Annotated in this window: 1 pseudogene; it reads right to left on the bottom strand. The window is 70.9% G+C overall.

Features of this window, described 5'->3' with window-relative positions:
• Positions 1–20,246 (bottom strand): annotated as a pseudogene (locus tag ABT006_RS28360) (hypothetical protein); the annotation flags it as partial.
• Positions 20,247–20,297: the final 51 nt, after the last annotated feature.

Here is a 20,297-nt window from a genome sequence, read left to right as displayed (position 1 = left end):
CAATAATCGACGAAGACCCGCTCCCCCGCATCCTTCCCCGCATGCTCCACCCGGAAAGGACGAACCTCCCCCGGCGTCGGCACCAACCGCAACGGATCCTTGCCCAGCCAGGTGAACCGATCAGTAAACACATGCGTCATCTCGCCCCAAGCAGGCAAACTTGCCGAACTCCGATACGACACACGCCAACCACCGCCCTTCGCCACCTCCACAGACGGCGGCTCACCCGCCGCCCACCCCGACGGCAACACACCCTTCCCACCACCCGAGAACGAACCACCCCCCGCAGGACCCCACACAAACGCCGCCGCACCACCAGGCAACGACGACCCACCCCCAGCGCCCGGCCCATCCCCGGCGCTCGGACGCTGCCTGGTCGGCTCAGGTGCCCACTCGGCTCGCAGGATGCGCATATTGCGCCTCTCCTGCCGGCCTCGGAGCTCTTCTGTGAGCGCCTCGAACTCATTGATCGTCTTGCCCGTGTCGAAGATCTGGTAGGCGTGTCCGGTTCCGCCGACCAACGGCGCCTTGACCACGACGAAAACGCCGGTAACGAATTCCGGTCCGACCTGCCGCGACCACTTCCCTACCCGGAAGGTGACATCCGTCCCAGGGGTGACATTCACCTCCCCCCCACCGAACGTCATGTTCTCCGAACCAAACCTGAGATTCAGGGGTCGGGGCAGGTAGGGTATCATTCGGTCTGTTCGTTTGATCGACTGTATTGTGTCTTCGAACGTTGCTGGGTCGGAAAGATCCCACTGATCATCCGGTTTCCACAGCGCCTTTTTCCCGCGCAGCTGCTCGATGTCGCCTGCGATGCGCGAACGCTTCGGGGCCCGCCGAGTTCCCGCCGGCCCGCCCACCTCCGACAGCGGGTCCAGCTGTTCGACCCGGCCACCTACCGGATCATCCTGTTCGACCAGAGACTCGACCAGCGCGGGGTTCTCCGGCGGCGACGCCAGGTCGAACGGCGCTGGCAGATCCAACCCTGCCGGCAGGTCCGGGGAGTCGACCGGTGCAGTGATCCCCGGCGGCGCCGCCCCCAGGTCAAGCGCTGGCGTCAGATCCACTGGACTGCGATACGACACCTGCCAACCGCCGCCCACCACCTCCTCGGCAGGCGGCTGCTCACCCGCTCCCCACCCAGAAGACGACCCACCCCGGGCGCCCGGCCCATCCTCGATGCGCGGACGCTGCGCGGCCCGCCCAGTTGCCGACTCGGCTCCCCTTTTGCGCTCGCCGAGCCTCATCTGCCGGTCTTCGAGCCTCTTCTGCCGGTCTTCGAGCTGCTTTATGAAAGCATCGTAATCCGTCTTGCCCGTGGTGAAGAGCCGGAAGGCGTATTCGGGTTCGGACGCTGGCGCGTCCCGTCTTGGAACCAACGGCGCCTTGACCACGACGACAACCTCTTTGACGCTATCGACAAAGCCGTTGACGACATCTTTTCCGACCGGCCGGAGCCGCTCCCCTACTCCCAAGGTGATCGGCGTCCCAGGGGCGAGATTAACCTCCCGCCCATCTAACGTCTTTGCCGAGTTTCTGCCGATAGTAAGACGCAGAGGATTGGGCAATCGCCTTTGCGAGTCCATTTCGTCATCGAAATATCTCACCCGGGAAATGTTCCACCAATTCCCGCGTTCCCACAGCGACGCTTTGCGCAGCCACTCGATGTCGTCGATGGTGGGGGCAGGCTTGAGCAGTTGCAGATACAGGTCCTGTCCGGCCCCGCTCTTCTCTGCCGGCATTACCACGACCGCGAGGGGTTGACCATCCCAGCCATACCCGAGTCGGAGAATAACCTCCTTCATGTCCTGAGGGATGACAAATGAACTTCCGTCGGCCACTTTGACGGCTGGAATATGGGCTCTCTGGAGTTTTTCGCCTTCGGAGCCCTTGCCGAAGCTGCGGCTCAATTGGCCCTTCTTGGGCACTAAGCCCGCCGCGATGTGATAGAAGAGGCCGACCGGCGGCTCATCGAGTTGCCACGCCTGGCCGGGTGCCTTGTCTCTCAGTTCGGCCAGCTCGCTGTCAGTAAATTTGCGGTCGATCTCTAGGTAGGCAAACTTCTTGGCGCCGTTGTCCATGTACGGGATTTTGGCAATACCGACACCCGACCCGAAGTCGATATCGACCATATCGCCCGAGAGGATCATGTGGTCAACACGAGTGAGTTCCACGTCCTTGCCGCCCAACCGGGTGCGCAACGCCGAGTACGCGTCGCTGCGGGCGTGAACGTAGGCGGGGATACGGAGGGTGAACGGGTCATTGAGTTTCCATCGGTAGTCACCTTCCCAGTCGCCGCCGTTGCCGAGGGCGTTGAGGTACCGACGGTGCGCTGCAAGTTCCTCGGCTTGACGGCGAGGGGAGGTGGGGCGTTGGCCAATGGCCGCGAGCTCGCGGTCAAATACGTATTTCAGGAGGGACCGGTGGCGCTTGGTGAAATTCCCTTCCGCCGTGGCGATTTCGGTTTTCAGTAGACCGAGCGCCTCGTTGAAAAGTCTGTCCCGTCGCTGCTGTTCGAGGTCGGATATCGAATTCCGCTGGTAGCCACTGGCGATGCGGGCGGCGATGTCGGCATCGTTTGGGTCACGAGGTTTAAGGATGATGTAACCACCGTTCCACCACACGACCGAGTGTGGGATGGCACCGTCATCGGACGACGGGCCGATGTCGTCGTACGGGTCGCCGAACGGATGGTGGATCCGCATCGGCTGGTCCAACCCCTTGGCCAGGAGATGGAGAGCCACAGGCGCGACTTCCAAATCCGCAGATCGGGCGTTTGCGATCTTGTCGAGCCAGATCCGGTGCAGGGCATCTCGTCGCTGCTCGGACATATTCTCCGGATCCGGATACGGATACGGATACGGATACGGATACGGATACGGATACGGATACGGATACGGATACGGATACGGATACGGATACGGATACGGAAGAAGCTCCCTGAACCTCGACGATCCGCCCAGGGCGAGTTCCTCGGCCATTTGGCGGGACAACCATCCGCGCAATCCAGTCGGGGTGGTGATGCCTTTCTTCCCCAACTCTTCCCGGTAGGTGTTCAACACCGACTCGTTGAAGGCGTAGTTCGACCTGAGATCGACCTTCGCGGGATCGAATTCGAACACCTCGCGCGCCCACTCGCCAAACGCCGCCTCGGCAGCGGTTCCGGCGACCGTCAAGTATCGGACGGCCGCTTCCACTTCCTTTTCCCAGTCCGGCTTCTGCCCGCCCGACGGCGACCATCCCGGGCCGGCCGCCGGTGTCGGCGCTGCCGGCAAGCCCAGGGACCCGCCCGCTCCGCCGGTCTGCGGCTGCAGCCCATCCGGGAGATCCTTTGGTGTCTCTAGACCGGCCTCTGCCAGCGAGTATTCGTGAGCGGCCCAGTCCATAGCCGAAGGCGCCGGGCCAGGACCAGTCGAGCCATTGTTTTCCGTTGGATCGGACGGCTGCCGGGGAAAGCCGGGCGGCTCGGGAGACGTGGCGCCCGCTGCCTGCATCGCCTTGGACGGGCCGCGTGGCGTGCTGGTGGAGGCGAGCAGGATGGCGCTGGTGTCGGTGCTGGTCGTGGTGTTCGGCCGCGGGTGTGCGGCGGTCTGGCCGCGCAGGTCGGTGATGGTGGTGGGTCGCCCGTTCCCGTCGAACGCGGCCAGCAGGGTGCTGGACATGAACAGGTGTTGTAGCCACGCATCTTGTTCTGGTTCGGGTCGGTTGACGGCGTCGGGCACCAGGGGGTCCCGCACCTGGATTCTCGGCGGCCCGGATTCCTGTGGCTGGCTGTAGAGGGCGAACACGTGCTGCTGTTCGTTCGGTATCGCGGCCTTGACCACGACCATCGATCCTGGCACGGCCCGCAGCGCGGCCAGCACGTCCTCTCCTGCGACTCCGTGCGGGTGGGGGCCGACAGGCTCGGGTACCGTGTCGAGGATTTCCATCAGTTGCGGCCAGCCCATGTTGGGCGCGAGCCGCCCGTCGGGTCCGAGGATCCGGTCGTCGAACACCGCCCGGTTGCCCAGCCGTTTGTACTCGGTTTGGAACACATCGAGCGTGGCCGCCACGCACCACCACAGGTCGCCGCTGCTGCCGGGACGCACCTGCTCCGCAGCGGCCCAGTTGGCGACCCGCTGCCCGGACTCGAACATCGCGACGGCCGGCCCAGTTGCCGCAACGGCCGGCTCGCCAAGCTTGCCAGGCACCCCACCAAGCGACGACGCCGCCGCACCACCAGGCAACGACACATCACCGCGTACCGCACCGGCCACGTCCGCGGAAGGGTCTGGCTCGACCGGCGGGGTCGACGTCGACGTGGTCCGCGCTGCCACGTCCACGTGGCGCGCGAGGGCCGACGGGTCGCGCGGGTTGTCGGTCCCGTTCGGTGTCAGCACGATGTACCAGATGTCGTCCGGTCTCGCGTCCTCGCCGGCCCGGGCTTTGGCCCAGGTGCCGAGCATCTGCATGCTGCCGGTGTGGATCTGGTTGCGGGCGGGTTCGTACCAGTGCAGTTGCGTGGTGGGCAGGACCACGCCGGCGGCGGCCGTGGACCCGGCCACGGCCAGCACCCGGGTACCCGGGCGTTGATCGGCCGGCAGGTCGCGGGTCGGCCTGCCCACGGTGAACCCGAGCCCGGGGGCGTCGTCCAGCAGGTCGGCCATCATCTCGGCACGCCGCTGCGGGGTGTACGCCAACCAGGCGGTGGCCATGTCGTCGGGGTGGCCGGTCTCCACCGGCCCGGCCGGCGGGGTGCCGGTGGGTGCCGGCCAGGCCGCGGTGTCCAGGCCACTGGCCAATGCTCGTAGGCCGGCGGCGTCGACCGGCGGAACGGCTTGGGTGAACCACCGGTGGGCCAGGTACCCCTGGTACCGGTTCAGGTGCTCCACCAGGGCGGCGACGGCCGCGGCGAAGTCGTGCCGCGACTCGATCTCCGCCTCGTGCAGGATCTTCAGCCGGGACTCCACATCGGGCCGGCCCTGGTGCGGGGCCAGAGCGGCCTGGAGGGGCGGCGGCAGCCGGCGCACGGCGTCGTCGAGGGTCTCCGGGCGGCCGGTGGCGTCCAGCCGCACCACCTCCCCGCCCGGGTAGGCGAGGTACGGCGGCTCGGCGGTGCTACCACCGTAGACCCGCAGTTCGACCGGGGTGTCCAGGCTCACGGCGAGGTCCCGGGCGAGCTGCACCCGGTCCAGTTCGTGTACGGCCGTCTCGTCCGCCGGGGCGGTCGCGGCGTTGTCGGCCTGTCTGGCTGGGTCGGTGCGCAGCACCACCCGCGCCGGGGGCGTGCCGCCGTGCTGCGCGCGCACCCGGCGGTCCAGTTCCTGGACGACGGACCGGCCGTAGCCGGAGCGGGCGATGTCGGCCAGCGCGGCGTCGATGTCCATGACGGGGGTGCCGCGCGGGGTCGGTGGGACCGGCAAGGCCATCGCGTCGACCTGATGTTGTGCGGCGTCCCGGGCCGCCTCGCGGGCCGTCCTGGCCTCGTCGAGCACCTGGACGGTGTTGGTGTGCGCCTGCGCGGAGATGTCGCGGGCCCGGAACTCCTCGCTCGCGGTCTCGACCTGCCGGCGCAGGTCAGGCAGCTCCGAGCGAACCCGGTCGAGGTCCTGCCCGGCGTCCCGGAGGTCGCTGGTGGCTTTCTCCAGCGCCGTGCGGGCTTCGTCCAGTTCCCGCCGCGCCTGGTCAAGCTGTGCCTGGGCGGCGGCCCGCCGTGGCTCGTCCTGACTGGTGGCGAGGTCGTCGACCGCCTGCCCGGCCGCTGACTCCAGCTCGATCCGCTGGGCCACTTCCGCTTCCAGGCCCGGCATCGCACGGTTGAGGTCGTCGATCTTCTGCTCGAGCCGGGCCCGTTCGCCTTCGGCGGCGGTGACGGCGGTCCTGGCGGCGTCGAGCGACTCCTCTGCGGCGTCCCGAGCACCCTGCGCGATCTGTTCGTCCCGGCGGGCCTGGTCGAGGTCGTCGACGGCGCGCTGGAGTTCCTGGGTGGCCTGCTGGAGGCGCTCCCGCGTCACCTGCCGCACCCGGGCAGCCTCGGCATCCGGAGCGTCCGGGGCCGGATCGGGATCCGGTGCGGTGGTGAACAGCCGGTCAGCGAGGTGGCGCAGTGCCGGCCCACGGGTGCCGGTGGCGTTGGCAGCGAGGTGGCGGATCGTCTCGGCCCACTGTTGCCGCTGCGGCGCGGAGAGGGTCTGACGGGCGTCGCGCACCAGCGTGGTGACGGCGGTGTCGGGAACGTTCAGGCCGGCGAGCGTGTCGGCGGTGAGGTGCAGGATCTCCGCGTCGACGGCGTCGACCGGACCGTCGAGGGTGGCCGCCAGGTTGCCGAGGGCGGACACGGCGGCCGGGTCGGCCAGATCCGGCCGGGCCAGCAGGTTGGTCAGCAACTCCTGCCGCCCGGTCGGCGCCCCCGGGGCCGGGGCAGGCACCGGGGCCGGGGCCGGGGCCGGGGCCGGGGCCGGGGCCGGGGTGGGTGGGGTGGGGCCGAGCAGGTATTGGTATCCGTCGTCGAGGTGGCCGTAGCGGGCCAGGGTGAGCAGCGCGTCCCGGGCGGCGAGGTCGACGTCGTGGGGCAGCCCCGCCCGGCGGATCTGAAGCTCGCTGTGCGCCCGATCGGAGAGCAGGTCCGCCCGGTGATCGTCGAGGAAGGTGCGGGAGTCGTCCAGTTTGCTGTCGAGCCACTGGTCGAGGGCGGCGGATGCCGGGGGCATCGGGTGGTGCACGACGTGGGCCGGCGGCAGTGGGGTGTCTGCCGACAGCCGGGTGTCCGGCGTCCCGGCCCAGGCGCCGGCCGGTGGGGGCAGCGCCGGGATCAGGTCGTCGAGAGTGGAGACGTTCCGCCACGCCTGGGCCAGAGCGGTCGCGGTCGTCCCGGACGCGGTCAGCCTGGCGGCGGCGTCCGGTGCCAGGTCGTCGAGCAGGTTGATGTTGTGGTACAGCATCCGCTCGTCGGCGGGGAGCGCGGCGCGTAGCGTCGCCACGTCGTCGCGGCCGGCTGCCGCGGGCAGCCGGTCGACCAGGTCTTGCAGGGTTTCCGGCCAGTTCTGTTGGGGGTTGATGGTCCACGCGGCGGTGGCGATGGCCCGGAAGGTGTCCAGTGGTCCGACGGCCGGGTCGAGGATGTCGGCCACGGCCCGCAGGATGCCCGCGTCGGAGACGGCCTCCCGCTCCGGCCGGGGCTGGGTCACCCGGGGGTCGGCGTCGACGAGGTCCGCCAGCGCCCGCAGCCCGGCCGGCGCGGCCGGGTCGATCGGGCCGGTCGGGTCGGTCGGGTCGGTCGGTGCCACCGCGGCCACCGCGTCGGCGAGCACGCGGTGGCGGGCCGCCGCGTCGGCGGCGTCGAGGTAGTCGAAGGCGGCGGTCAGTTGTCCGGCACGAATCGCGTCCAGCAGGGCCTGGTGCCGGTCGAGGACCGCATTCCCGGAAGGTGCCAGGGTCGTGTCGGGTTGGGTCGTGTCGGGTTGGGTCGGCGGGGTCGGGGGTGGCGTGTGCCGGGCCTGCTGCTGGTCCTGCGTCAACCGCGCCGCGGTCGGGTCGGCGCGCAGCGCCGCGAGGTTGTCTTCCGCGAACTGCCGGGACGCCGCCCAGTTGCCGTCGTGGAGCAGCCAGCTCGTCAGCGCGTCGGGCTCGGCCAGGGTGACGGCCTGCGCCCCGGCGAGTACGTCCTGGAACTGCTGGTCGTCGAGGGTCCGCTCGGCCGTCCCGAGGGCGAACGGGTCGTAGAGCCGGTAGGTGCCGTCGGCGTCGACACGTGCTGCGGCGGCGCCTTGGGGGCGGGAGATCCACAGTCGGGTACCGGGGCGCAGCGTGTCCGGTGCCTGGGGTAGTGGCCCGGTGGTGGTCCAGCCCGGGGGCAGGGCGGGGGCCAGCAGCCGCCGTGCCTGACCGGCCCGCGTCTGCGGGGTGTCGGTGTCGTGCCGGGTAGCGTGGCCCGCGAGGGGGTTCGCCGATCGGGCGGGCAGGCCCTCGGTGATCCACTCGCGGGCGCGGTCGTCGGCGTCGGCGCGTGCCTGCCGGATGTGCGTCTCCAGCTCCGGGCCCAGCTCCGCGGCGGCGTCCATCTGCACCGGGGTGCGCCCCAGCAGCTCGTGGTAGGTGGCCATCTGCCGCCGCAGGCGAATCCCGGCAGCGTCGGCCCGCAGCTTCAGGTCACGGTCCAGGTCGAAGATCACCTCGGGGGCCGTGATCGGGGCGAACGTGCCGTCCGGGCCCTCCCGCAGCTCGGTGATCCAGCCCTGCGGGTCGATCCGGTACCGGCTGGCCGCGCCCTGGTCGTCGGTGACGGTCAGGTCGAGGTGGGTCTTCAGCTCGAACGCCACCACCCGGGCCACCGTGCGCGGGTCCTGAGCGAGCAGTTCCACCTCCTCCGGCGGGGTGACCGACGCGGAGCCCGGCGGCAGCACCGCCTGCACCCGCTCGACGATCTCCGGGATCCGCTCGTTGAACTGCCGCACGTCGGCTGCGGACGGCGCGGCGCCGACCGCGAGTTTGCCGACCCGGTTCCTCCAGGCCTTCAACTCGGCGAGACCGGCGGTGGCCTGCTGCGTGGCGTTGAGCCGCTGGAGGTGACCCACCGCCCAGTCCAGGGTCACCTCGTACCGGCGGCGGGTCTGCTCGGCGGCGCTGGCGGTGAGCCGGAGCGGGCTGACCGGGTCGTAGTGGTTACCGATCTGGTCACGGATCAGCAGGGCCGCGTGCTGGGGCGCCTGTTGGGGGTCGAAGGTGCCGGCGTCGATGACACGGCCGGCCACCGGGGCGGCGGCCATACCCGCCGGGGTGGCCCGTTGCAGCAGGCCCTCCAGGCCGATCGTGGGGGCGTCTGCCGCTGGTGCGGGCCAGCCGGCCGGGTTGTTCGCCTTCCAGTCGTACCGTTCGGAGAGCGCGCGCTGGAGCTTGTGTACCTCGCCGGCGTACATCTCGTAGAACCCGTCGCCGCTCATCCAACCGGTGCCGGGGGCGTCGTCGGCCTCGAAGCGTTCCGGTCCGATCGGCGCCAGGCCGGCGTCGCGGTGGAAGGCGCTGTGCCAGTGCGGGACCGCGACGAAACGGCCCCGGGTGCGGATCCGGACCAGGTACGTCACCCCCTGCATCTTGAGGTGGTTCTCGAGCCGCTTGGTGTCGTCGAAGGTGGCGCTGTGGCTGGCCGGCGCGGTCCGGTTCGCGCCGGTGGTGATCTTGCCGGCGACCTTGTCCTCCTGCACGCCGACGTTCGTCGTCCCGAACGGGGGCAAACCGTAGGACGCCTCCGCGTCGAGGTTGGGCCGCCACCGGTTGCGCGACTGGGTGACCGCGGTGGTGAACGCGAACTTGGCGTACCGGCCGGTGCCGGTGGTGGTGAGCCTGCTGATGATCTCCAGCGAGTGCAGCTCGACGTACATCCGCATGGCGACCCGGTTGTTGGACGCGCCGGCGACGAACAGGTGCGAGCCGAGCAGGTATCCGCCGTCGCCCAGCCCGTCGGAGAGGTGGTTGTCGACGTTGAGCCGGGACAGCAGGCCGTCGAGCGCCACGCTGCCCCGGTATGCCGGGTCGTTGGCGTGCGAGCCGAGCACGTTGCCCATGAGGTGCCGGGCGGCCGAGTAGAGGTCGTCGAGCAGGGCGCCGCTGACGTAGGCGTCGCCGGGCAGCGACGGCAGCGCGCGCAGGTCCAGTTGCGGCGACCGGGGCACGGGGGTGGCCTCGGCCAGCCCCCGGGGCACCTTGAAGTCGATCCGCCCCTCGTAGTGACGGGTCAGCACCGGCTCCACCGGCGCGAGGGAGACCCAGTCGGCGAAACCGGCGGGCGCGTGGTGCAACGCCCAGTCCGCCGCGTCGTTCAGGGCCGTCATCACGTGGTTCACCAGGTAGCTCGGCTGCCAGCCGTGCATGTGCACCCGGCTGAACTTCAGGGTGAGGCCGATGAGGGCCCTGGCCAGGTAATGCCCCGTCCAGTCGTAGACGGTCCGTTCCCGGACGACCTGCGCGGCGCCCTTGACGCCGCGCCCCCCGCTCGGCGCGAACGACAGCGACCCGGCGGTGGACACCGGGACGCCGTCGATCGAGAAGCCGAACTTGGCCGGCATGAGGTTCCAGCCCAGCGCCTGCCCAATGATACGAGCGGTCGCGCCGTAGGCGTGCTCGTAGTTCTCGATGCCGTAGTCGGCAACCCAGTCGGCGTACCAGGGACTGTCTCCCAGGGTGGCCGAGATTTCCAGCTTGAACATCTGGGCCGCCACCGGGTTGCGCTGGTCGACCAGGTAGAACGACACGCCGTTGTAGCGGTGCAGCATGTCGGCGAACACGATGTTGGCGCGTTGGCCGGCGAGCGTGGACTGGAGCGTTTCGAGGCCGCCGGGCAGCGCGCCGACCACCGACTCGTCGGGCGAGACCATCAGGACGCCCCAACTGGTCCCCGCCCCCGGCCAGTTGTCGTGGCTGGCGCCGAGCAGCCCGGGCCGGCCGGCGTCCACCAGCTCCCGGACGGCGTCCAGCACGGTCGTGGTGGGGCGTGGCCCGCCGTCGGCCGGTGCCGGCCCGGTGAACAGCGTCACCTCGTCGACGCCCGCGTGGCCCAGCGTCCGGTCACCGGTACGGGTCAGGTAGGGCGGCATGGTCAGCGCGCTGAACGGGTTGACGTTCGGGTCCAGGGTGATCCCGAAGTCGGTGGTGAACTGCGCGCGGCGACGCGGGTCGAGCACCGCGCCGCGCTGGGCCAGGTCCACGTGCCGGTCGGCGAGCGTGTGCGCCCACGTCTGGACCCGGTGCTGGATCAGGTACGTGCCGAGGTCGGGCTGACCGGCGGCGGTGCGGCTGGCGGCGCGGTCGGCCAGTTCGCCACGCCACCGGCTGAGCAGCCCCGCCACGGTGTTGCCGCTGAGCACCAACTCGCCGCGGGACCACCGGCCCATCGCGTCGAGCAGCTGCACATCGCTGATCGGCAGCTTTCCGGCCGCGTACTGCGCCAGGGCCTCCGCCTCGGGCAGGATGAACTGCATCATGCGGCCCCGCAGGTCGGCTCCGGGTGGCACGCTGACCCGGCTGACGACGAACCCGACCTGCTTGTGGATGCCGGCGCGGACGTTGATGTCGTATTCCGCCTCGAAGGCGTACCCCCGGCCGAAGGCCAGCTTGAGCATCTCCAGGCCGCCGACGCGCTTGTTCTCCGCCGACTCGTTCTCGCTGAACCGCACGCCCGCCGACTCGCCGAAGCTGAACTTCAGCGGGCCGAAGTCGTGGCCGAGGCCGATGTTGGGCAGGTTGAACACCTTCGCGAACGACCGGTTGGCGACGTTGACGGTCTCGGCCAGGTACAGCTCGATCAGGCCGGTGACGTACTGGTCCGGGGTGGCTCCGACGAACCGCGCCCCCCGGATACGGGGCACCTTGATCGAGAGCGCCGCTCTGGTGTTCGCCACGAGGCCCGGCTCGACCAGGGTTGTCGCGCCGTACTGGCCGAGCACGGCCTCCTTGAACCGCGACTGGAAGGTGATGTGGTTGGTCAGACTGGCCACCGGCCCGGTCATCGGCTGGCCGGCCTGGGTCAGCTCCTGCGGCAACTGGTCCTGCGCCGCGGCGTGCAGGCCGTGCGCGTCGACGAAGTACACGATGCCCTGGTTGAGCACCGACGGTTCGGTGTCGCCGGGGGCCACCTCGCTGAAGGTGGCCGGGTCGGTGTTGAACTTCAGCAGCGCGGCGTGCACGTTGGCGCGGATCAGCTCCGGCGAGACGATCGGGGTGGCCCGGTCGCTGATCCGGACCACGAAGCCCAGGTCGTACGGCAGGTTGACGAACATCACCCGGCTGCTGGTCTCCTTCAGCTCCGGCCGGTTGACCACCCGGGTCACCCGCTCGGCGGCGCCGACGTTGCGGCTCACCGACCCGCCGAGGAGTCCGACGGACCGGAGCTCCTTGACGCTCGGCGGCATCGCGGTGTTCACCCCGGCCTCCGCCAACCAGCCCTGGTTGCCGCTCGCGCCCTGGCCGGCGATGCCGAGCGACATCCCGAGGGTGACCGTGCTCACCTCGTCGCTGAGCCGTTCGAAGTGCACCGAGTTGCCGTCCGCGTCGACGTCCGCGGAGATCCGGGGGATCGCGTAGACGGTCACCTCGGCGGTACGCATCACCCCGTTGCGCCAACTGTGCAGGGTGAGCGGCATTCCCGCTTTCAGGGCGGGCGCGTCCGGGTCGTCGACGGCAGCGGCGCCGTCCTGGCCGAGCGGGTCGAAGTGCGACTCCAGGCCGTCGCCGCTCACCATCTTGATGAACAGGTCCAGGTTGTCGATCGCGGCGTCGGTGTCGCGGTGGACGACCTCGTCGTAGGCGTCCCGCACCCCGTCGACCATCCGACCCAGCAGCGGCCGTTCCTCCAGGGGCGTACCGGGATCCGGGGTCGCCGGCCGGCTCTGCTTCCCGTGCGCCCACGGCCGGTCCGGGTCCGCCGGGAGGAACCCCTCGTCGGCCAGCACCCGCATGAGACCGGCCCGGAGCTGCCGCACCGCCGGCTTGTCGATCCTTGGCAGGGACTGACCCAGCAGGCCCCGCCCCTCGAGGACGTGCCGGGGCAGCACGTTACCGCCGGTGTCCTCCGGGTGCACACCGGTGTTGCGCAGCCGCTGCCGCCACTGGTCGTGCGGCACCGACCGGGGTCCTCCGCCTGCCGGCACCACCGCCAGGTCACCGTCCGCAAGACCGGGCATGGGATCGGGGGCGAAGGCGTCCGCGTCGATGCTGAACCCGTAGTCGAAAGCGTCCGGCTCGGACATCCGGAGCACCGCCGACCCGCTCACCACCGGCGTCGGATGCGGCCACTCACGCGGCCGGCGGGAGGTGATTACCTCGGCGTGCCACTCGAACGGCACCTCATGGCCGACCGTCTGACCGGTGTACCGGCCGACCACGACGTTCAGCGACGCCACCGTGACGCCACCACCGTCGTTGCTGGTCCAGCTCATTCCCGCACGGGCGGAGAGACCGAGCTTGGCGTTCTCCTTGTACACCTGTGGATCGTCGAGACGCCTGGCCAAGGGCAGGTCTACCGCGCCACCGAGGGACAGCCCGGCGGACTGCTGGAGGGTGAACTCGCCGCCCTGCCCCACGATGCCGGTACGCACCTGCTCGATGTGGGCCTTGTCGCTGCTGGCGCCCACCCGCGTGGAGCCGCCGCCGAGGCCCACCTGCACGGAGCCGCCGAGACGACGGCCGTAGACCCGGATGCTGGCAGCCGCGTGCCCGTCGTCGTGCAACGTGAACGCGTAGCCCCGGGTCAGCGCGCCGGCGTCGCCGTCCGTCTCCGGCGTCCGCCGGTTGTTCACCGCCTCGTCGAAGTGGGTCTCCAGGTTCCACAGCTTGCGCTGCAACTCGTTGCGCATCGGACTTTCGATGGACATGTCGAAGCCGTCGGCGCGCAGCCGGTCGATGACGAGGTCGTACAGCTCGTTCAGGCCGGTGATGTTGCTGGCGGAGAAGAGCTCCGGGACCCGCGTCAGGTTGTCCCGCATGTGCTCGGGCAGGTCGGCGACCACCTGCTCGCCGGCGTTCTCCAGCAGGTGATCGGGGATCGCCACCACCAGCCGGGCCGGTTCCTGCCCGTCCGGCGGCTCCGGCACCTCCACCGCCTGCCACGGCTGTTCGTCGCCGCGCGCCTCGATCAACCACCCCGGCTTGTACGAGTAGAACGTCGAATCCGCGCGGGTGTCGAACACCCGACCCTTCTCCGCGTCGATCAGGTAGGCGGACTTCTGGTCCACCTTGTTGAGGGTGGCGTTGAAGCGGGGCCCCCAGTGGGTCGTCGGGCCGAGCGGCACGTCGACGTTGAAGTCACCCCGCAACCGCACCGCCCGCGTCGGGGTCCCGTCCGACTGGCTGTGCGCACCGGTCTGGAAAACACCCTGGGTGAACTGGTTGGCGTGGAAACGGCCGTTCTCACTCGTCAGGCCCTCGGTGTCGTCCAGCGACGGCCCGGGCGTCTCCGTGTCGAACGAACCCGCCGGGTTCGACACCAACTGCGGGTCGTCCGGCCGCAGGCGGGCCCGCACCTCCATGCCGCCCAACGTGAACAGGTACCCGTCTGCGGAGACCACCTGCGGGTAGTTGTTGAGCAGCCGCTCATGCAACTGTTCCCATTCGTTGTCCCCCACGGTGACGCCCCGCCGGGTCGCCTCCGCGCGCAGCCCCTGCTCGATGCGGTCCAGGTCCGGCAACGCCGCCTTGGGGTCACCCAGTGCGAGCGCCCGCCGGTCCGGGTTGGCCGGCCGCGCCGGGGCCTGCGCAGACGACCCGTCGGGATCGGGTGCGGCCGGTCCGGCGCTGGCCTCGTTGCCGAAGACCCGGACATCCCGGTCGGCCTCCGGCACACCGGACAGCAGCCGGGCGGCCGCGTCGGCCACCTCGCGCGGGATGGGACCACCCCGGGACTGGACAACCACGGCCACCCCGGTCGCGGGGGCCGCCAGGGCATCGGGGGACAGCGTGTCCGGGCTGGTGCCGTTCTGCGCGAACAGGACGACCCCGGTGTGCTCCCGGACCGTCCAACCCCGGTACACCTCGAACCCACCGGCGGCAGCCGGTCGCAGGCCCAGCGGCCCCGGCTGCCGAGGCGGTGCCGGACGCAGCGGCACCCGCCAGGCGTGCGCGGCGGCCGGGAAGGTCTCCTGACCCCGGGCGTCGACCGGGATCAGCTCGTCGACACCGGCCGGCTGCCGGCCCACCACGGAGACCGGCAACACCACCTCCAGCCGCCCGCCGAACCGCTCCCGCAACAGCTCCGCCACCCGGGCAGCGGCCACCGCACCGGACGGCGTACCCGGTGTGCTGGTGGCCGGTGGCGCGACGAACACCTGGAGCGGGCCGGAACCCGGCGGAAGCCCCCGACGGACGGCCTCCACGACGGCGACCGGGTCGCCGACCGACTCGTCCACCACCAGCCGGGGCCGGTCCGGGCTGGCCAGGTCGGACCAGTGCAGGGTCGTGGCACCGGCCGGCGGCCGTGGACCGGTGTGGGCGAGCACCCCACCCGGGACGTGGCTCAGCTCGACCCCGGCCGGCAGACCGGACACCTCCGACGGGACGAGAGTACGTCGGTCCAGCCCCATCCCGGAGGTGATGAGGTGCGTCGGTGGCGCGGCCGGCATGCCCCCGAAGATCCGACCGACCCGGTCGCGTACCCGCTCGGGCAGCGGGGTCGCCCGCCAGCCCAGGAACACCGCCGGCTCGGCCAGCCAGCCACCGGTGTCCGGCAGCAACCGACGCGCCCCGTCCAATTCGGACTCCGGCCCGATCCACAGATGGCTACCGCCGTCCCACACCACCCAACCGTCACCGAGCCCGTACACGCCGGGCGACTGCTCGATCAGCCCGTACGGGGCGGGCCGGCGCGGTACGCCGGTGACCTCGGGCAGGAACAGATACCGCTCCGGCCGCCCACTGAAGAACGTCACCTCGCCGTTGGCGTCCAACGGGACGACCTGCGGGCTGGGCACCGGCCGGTCCCGCAACGCCGACCGGGGCACCGACAGCATGGCCGAGGACTGCCCCAGCGCCTGCGCGGTGACCTCCAGCGCCCGGGCCACGCTGACCGGCTGGTCCTGCGGCCAGTGCAGGACAGCCATGGTGGCGTCCTGCGCCCGCAACCCGGCCAGCGCGGCACCGAGGCGGTCCGGGTCGAGCACCGAGGAGTGCAGCAGAACGGCCGGGCCGGGACCGGTCGGGGCCAACACCCGCGAGCTGATCGGGCCGGGCACGGTGCCACCGTCGTGCAGCAGCACACCGCCCACCGCGCGCTGGAGCCGCAGGTTCTCCGGCAGCCCCTCGGCCATCACGACCAGCGGCGCGTCCGCGGACGCGGCCGGCCGGACGACCTGCTGCTGACTGTCCTCGGCAACCGGTACCGGCGGTTGCGGGGTCGGCGCGAGCTGCTGCGGGGGTACGGCCGACGGCTCGACCGCCGCAGCGGTTTCCGGCACCAACGCGTCGAAGTGGACGCCCGGCCGATCCGGGTCGGCGGCCACGGGGGCCAGACTGACCGGGGTGCCCCCGGCCGGGCCGTACCCGCCCACCGGCCGAACCCCGTCCGGGGCGACCTGGGAAATCTGCATCCCAGCACCGGTCGCGTGCGCCAGCAACGGTGCCAGGAACTGGCCGGCCGGGGTGTCCGACAGGTTCGCCCAGTCAGTCACGGCAGCCTTCACCGCGGCCAGTTCCTCAGGGTCGAGCTGGCGATCGGGGTCGGTCAACACCTCGAACAGGTGACGGCCGGCGTCCGCCGGATTCCCCCGTATTTCGTCGAGACGTGCCCGCCCAGTGTCCGGGTCCAGGAGACCGGCGTCCATCAGGTCACCGAGACGCCACCGCGCCTGGTCGGGGCTCAGCGCCGCCACGTCCCGCTCGTATTGCGGCCGGAAGGCGAGCCGCTGCGCGGTCACGTCCGCCGGCAACCGACCCGCGTTCTCCTCCAGATAGCCCGACACGTGGTCCCGCAACAACTCGGTGATCCGACCAAGCTCGGACCCCTGCGGCACCCCGGTACGAACCGACTCGGCAACAGCGGCCCGCACCCCGGCCGGATCGGACAGGAACCCCCGCAGGTCCGCCGGAAGCCGCGCGCCCAGCGCGGTGCGGACCAGGGCCGGTTCGGAGACGATCAGCGCCGATAACAGGTCGAGACCGTCGCGGGGCACGCCGAACCGGACCAGGGCGGGCGGCTGCTGGGAGACCGGAGGGTCGGATGGCTGCCTGGGGGAGTCGGCCGGGTCGGTGGAAGTGGTGTCTGCCCGCATCGCCTGGGACGGACCGCGTGGCGTGCTGGTGGAGGCGAGCAGGATGGCACTGGTGTCGACGCCGGTCGTGGTGATCGGCCGCGGGTGGCCGGCGGTCTGGCCGGGCAGCAGGTCGGTGATGGTGGTGGGTCGCCCGGTGCTGTCGAACGCGGCGATTCGGGTGCTCGATGCGAACAGGTGTCCCAGCCACGGGTCGCGCCTCGGGTCGGGCGGTTCGGGTCGGTTCTCGGCTTCGGGCACCAGGCCGTCGCGCACCTTGATGGTCGGTGGTCCGGGTGGTTGTGGTTGGCTGTAAAGGGCGAAGACGTGTTGTGGTTCGTTGGGTGGTGCGGACCTGACCACGACCATCGACCCCGGCACCGCCCTGAGCGCGGCGAGTACGTCCTCTCCTGCGACTCCGTCGGGGTGGGCGACGCGTTCGGACGTCGCGTCGAGGATGTCCAGCAGTTGCGGCCAGCTCGTGGTGGGTGCGAGTCGGCCGTCGGGTCCGAGGATCCGGTCGTCGAACACCGCCCGGTTGCCGAGCCGTTTGTATTCGGCTCTGAAGGCGTCAAGGGTGGCCTGCACGCACCACCACCACGGGTCGCGGCCGCTGCCGGGGCCCACCGGTGTCTGATCGACCCAGTCGGCGACCCGCTGCGCGGACTCGGCCGCCGCGGCGGCCGGCCCAGTCGCCGGGACCGCCGGCTCCGTTGCCGTGCTAGCCGGCTCGCCGCGTCCGACCGGGTCACCACCGGCCGAGTCGTCCAACGAGGACACGCTACTGAACGAATCCCTGTCGCCGAAATCGCGCTTGACCGGGTCGCCGTTGATCAACCCGTCCCGCGAAGAGGCGTCACCGAACGGGTCCGTGTCCCAGAATTCGCGCTTGGCCGCTTCACCATTGTCCGACTCGTCGAGCGACGAGACGCCACTGACCGAATCCCCGTCGATGAAGTCGCGCTTGACCGGGTCGCGGCTGATCGACTCGTCCAGTGAGGAGAGCGCACTGACCGTCATGGTGTCGTTGAAGCTGCTGTCGCCGCTGAACATGTCGTCGCTGACGACGGACAGGCCACTGTCCGACGCCGCGTCGCTGGTGTTGTGGTGGTTCGGCGTGCCGTCGGTGCCAGGGGCAGCGCCACCTGGCACCGTACTGCGGGCACCGGCCGCATCCGGCGTGCCCGGAGTGCCCGGCGCAGCGGGCACGCTGGGCACAGCGGGCACCCCCGGCGCACCTGGCGCACCTGGCGCACCTGGCGCACCTGGCACGCTAGGCACAGCAGGCACCCCAGACGTGCCCGGCACGCTCGGGGTGGCCGGCGTGGCGCTGCCGGCGGCCTGGGCGAGTACCTGGTGGTATCCGTTGACCCAGTCCTGTCCGAAGGATGCGGCGATAGCGTCGGCCGGATCGACGACGCGGTACTTCTTGGCCAGGGCGGTGAACTGGGTTTCTGCCAGGCTGGTCGCTACTGCCCTGTGCTGCTCTGGGGTCACCGGCACCGTCGGCACGTCGGTGCGCCGGTTTGCCGGGGTGTCCGTGCTGGATGGGGTGGTGTCCGGTCCGGTGGTGTCGGGGATGGCCGCGGCCGTGAAGCGGGCGGGCAAGTCGGTGACCACCTGTCGGACCGCGTCCGCCACGGCGTTGACCTGCGCGGCAGCCGGACTGGCCGCCGGAGCCGACGGCACGGTGAGTGGTGCGGTGGGTAGTGCGGTGGGTAGTGGGGTGGTGCCGAGGATCGCGTCGAGCCTCCGGTCCAGGTAGTCCCGCACGTCACCCGCGACCACGGCGCGCGCGGCGTCCGACGGCACCGCCGCCGCCCCTGCGGCCCCCGGCACGCCAGCGCCGCCCGGCACGCCAGCGCCGCCCGGCACGCCAGCGCCGCCCGGTACGCCAGCGCCGCCCGGCAGGCCAGGGGCCCCCGGCGTACCGACGGCCGTCGGCAGGGCGGCGCCTCCCGGCACGCCAGCGGCCCCCGGCACGTGAGGGACCCCTGGCAGGACCACGCCGCCTGGCAGGGTGGCGGGCGTCGGTGTGCCGGCGGTGAGGTACTGGTCGATGTGGTGCTTGGCGGCCAGATGCGCGGCCGCGCGCAACGCCTGCCAATCGAACGCCGCCGGCAGCGCGGCGACAACCTGCTCCGGGCGTACCGCCGTCGGGATCTGCCCGCCCGTCGGGATCTGCCCCGCGAGGGCTTCGGCGACGCGGGCGACGGCCTCTTCCCGGACACCGAACAGGTACTGCTCGGTGAGAGCGGTGGCGGGTAGGCCGATCTGGGACAGGAAGGCGGGGACCGTCGGGTCGTTCTGCCGGGCGTCGGCCCACTCGGTGAACACCTGCTCGACCGGCACGGGAAGCGCGGCCAGGAACTGCCGTGCCTGCCCGGTGCCGGCCAGCAGCCCACCGTAGTGGTCCACCAGTTCCCGCTGGAACCGATGCCACTGCTCCACCACCGGCGCACCAGCTGCCGCGACCCACTCCGGCGCCGGTACCACCGACGCAGCCGGCACCGACCACGACGGCACGGACAGGTCCGGTGCCGACAGCGCCGGTGCCGGCACCGGCGGGACGGGCATCGGGGCCTGCCCGCCGGTGCCCGCACCCGCCGGATCGTCGACCTCCGGCTGATACGTGGACGGGTCCGGAGTGACCGGGATGGGCGGCGGCACCGGCGCGACCGGCTTGCCGTCCGCGGTGAAGCCGGTGCCATCGGGCATAGTCCACCGGGGCCGGGTCGGGTTGAACCCCAAACCGACAGCCACGCGACGCGCAGCGGCCCCGGCCCCGGCCGCGGCCAACTCACCCGCCCCCGACAACGCCCCGGAAATCGCGGCCATACCAAGACCACTGGGGTCGTAGGTCCCGTCGACCATGTAGCTGGCGACGATGTCGCCGACCACCTCCAGGCCGACCTCCGACACCGGCACCATCAACAGACGGGTCAACAGGTCACGCGTGGCGTCCGACACCCCGAGCTTCGCCAGACCACCACCCACGACCCCGGCGAACCGGCCCATCGCCGGCCCGGCCGCCGTGGTGACACCCGCCACCGCCAACCCGTACAACGCCTGCTTACCGACCTGCGCCCAGTCGACCCCCGGCATCAGACCATCAGCCACCATGGTGATCTGCGCCAACAACGACGACCCCGGCATGAACAACATCTGGATCGCCGTGCTACTCGCCGCCGCCCGCACGATCGACGACCGCAGGATCGTCTGGATGATCGTCCGGGTCTTCACGATGTGCGCCGCCGCCTGTACCGGCAGGAAGAACGCCAACGCGAACGCGACCGCCAACTCCGTCATCATGAATATGAACATGATGAGCGCCTGACGATCCGTGAGCTCCATCTGACCGAGGAAGCCCCGCATCGCCTTGGCCACATCGACCTTCAGATCGGCAACCTGGCCCAGCAACTCCACGAACGGAGCGGTCTGCGCCACGAACCGGTCGAAGGCCTCACCCTCCCCCGCGGCCCGAACCGCCTTGATCACCTGGATCAACTCCGGAACCAAGACGGTCCGCACCCGATCCGCCAACACCTCCAACGCGTTCAGGTCATACGCCAACAACGGCAA

It is taken from the genome of Micromonospora sp. NPDC002717, from assembly GCF_040295705.1.
Classification (GTDB): Bacteria; Actinomycetota; Actinomycetes; order Mycobacteriales; family Micromonosporaceae; genus Micromonospora.
Note: the sequence above shows the minus strand (reverse complement) of the source record. Positions and strands in the feature narration are given on the sequence as shown.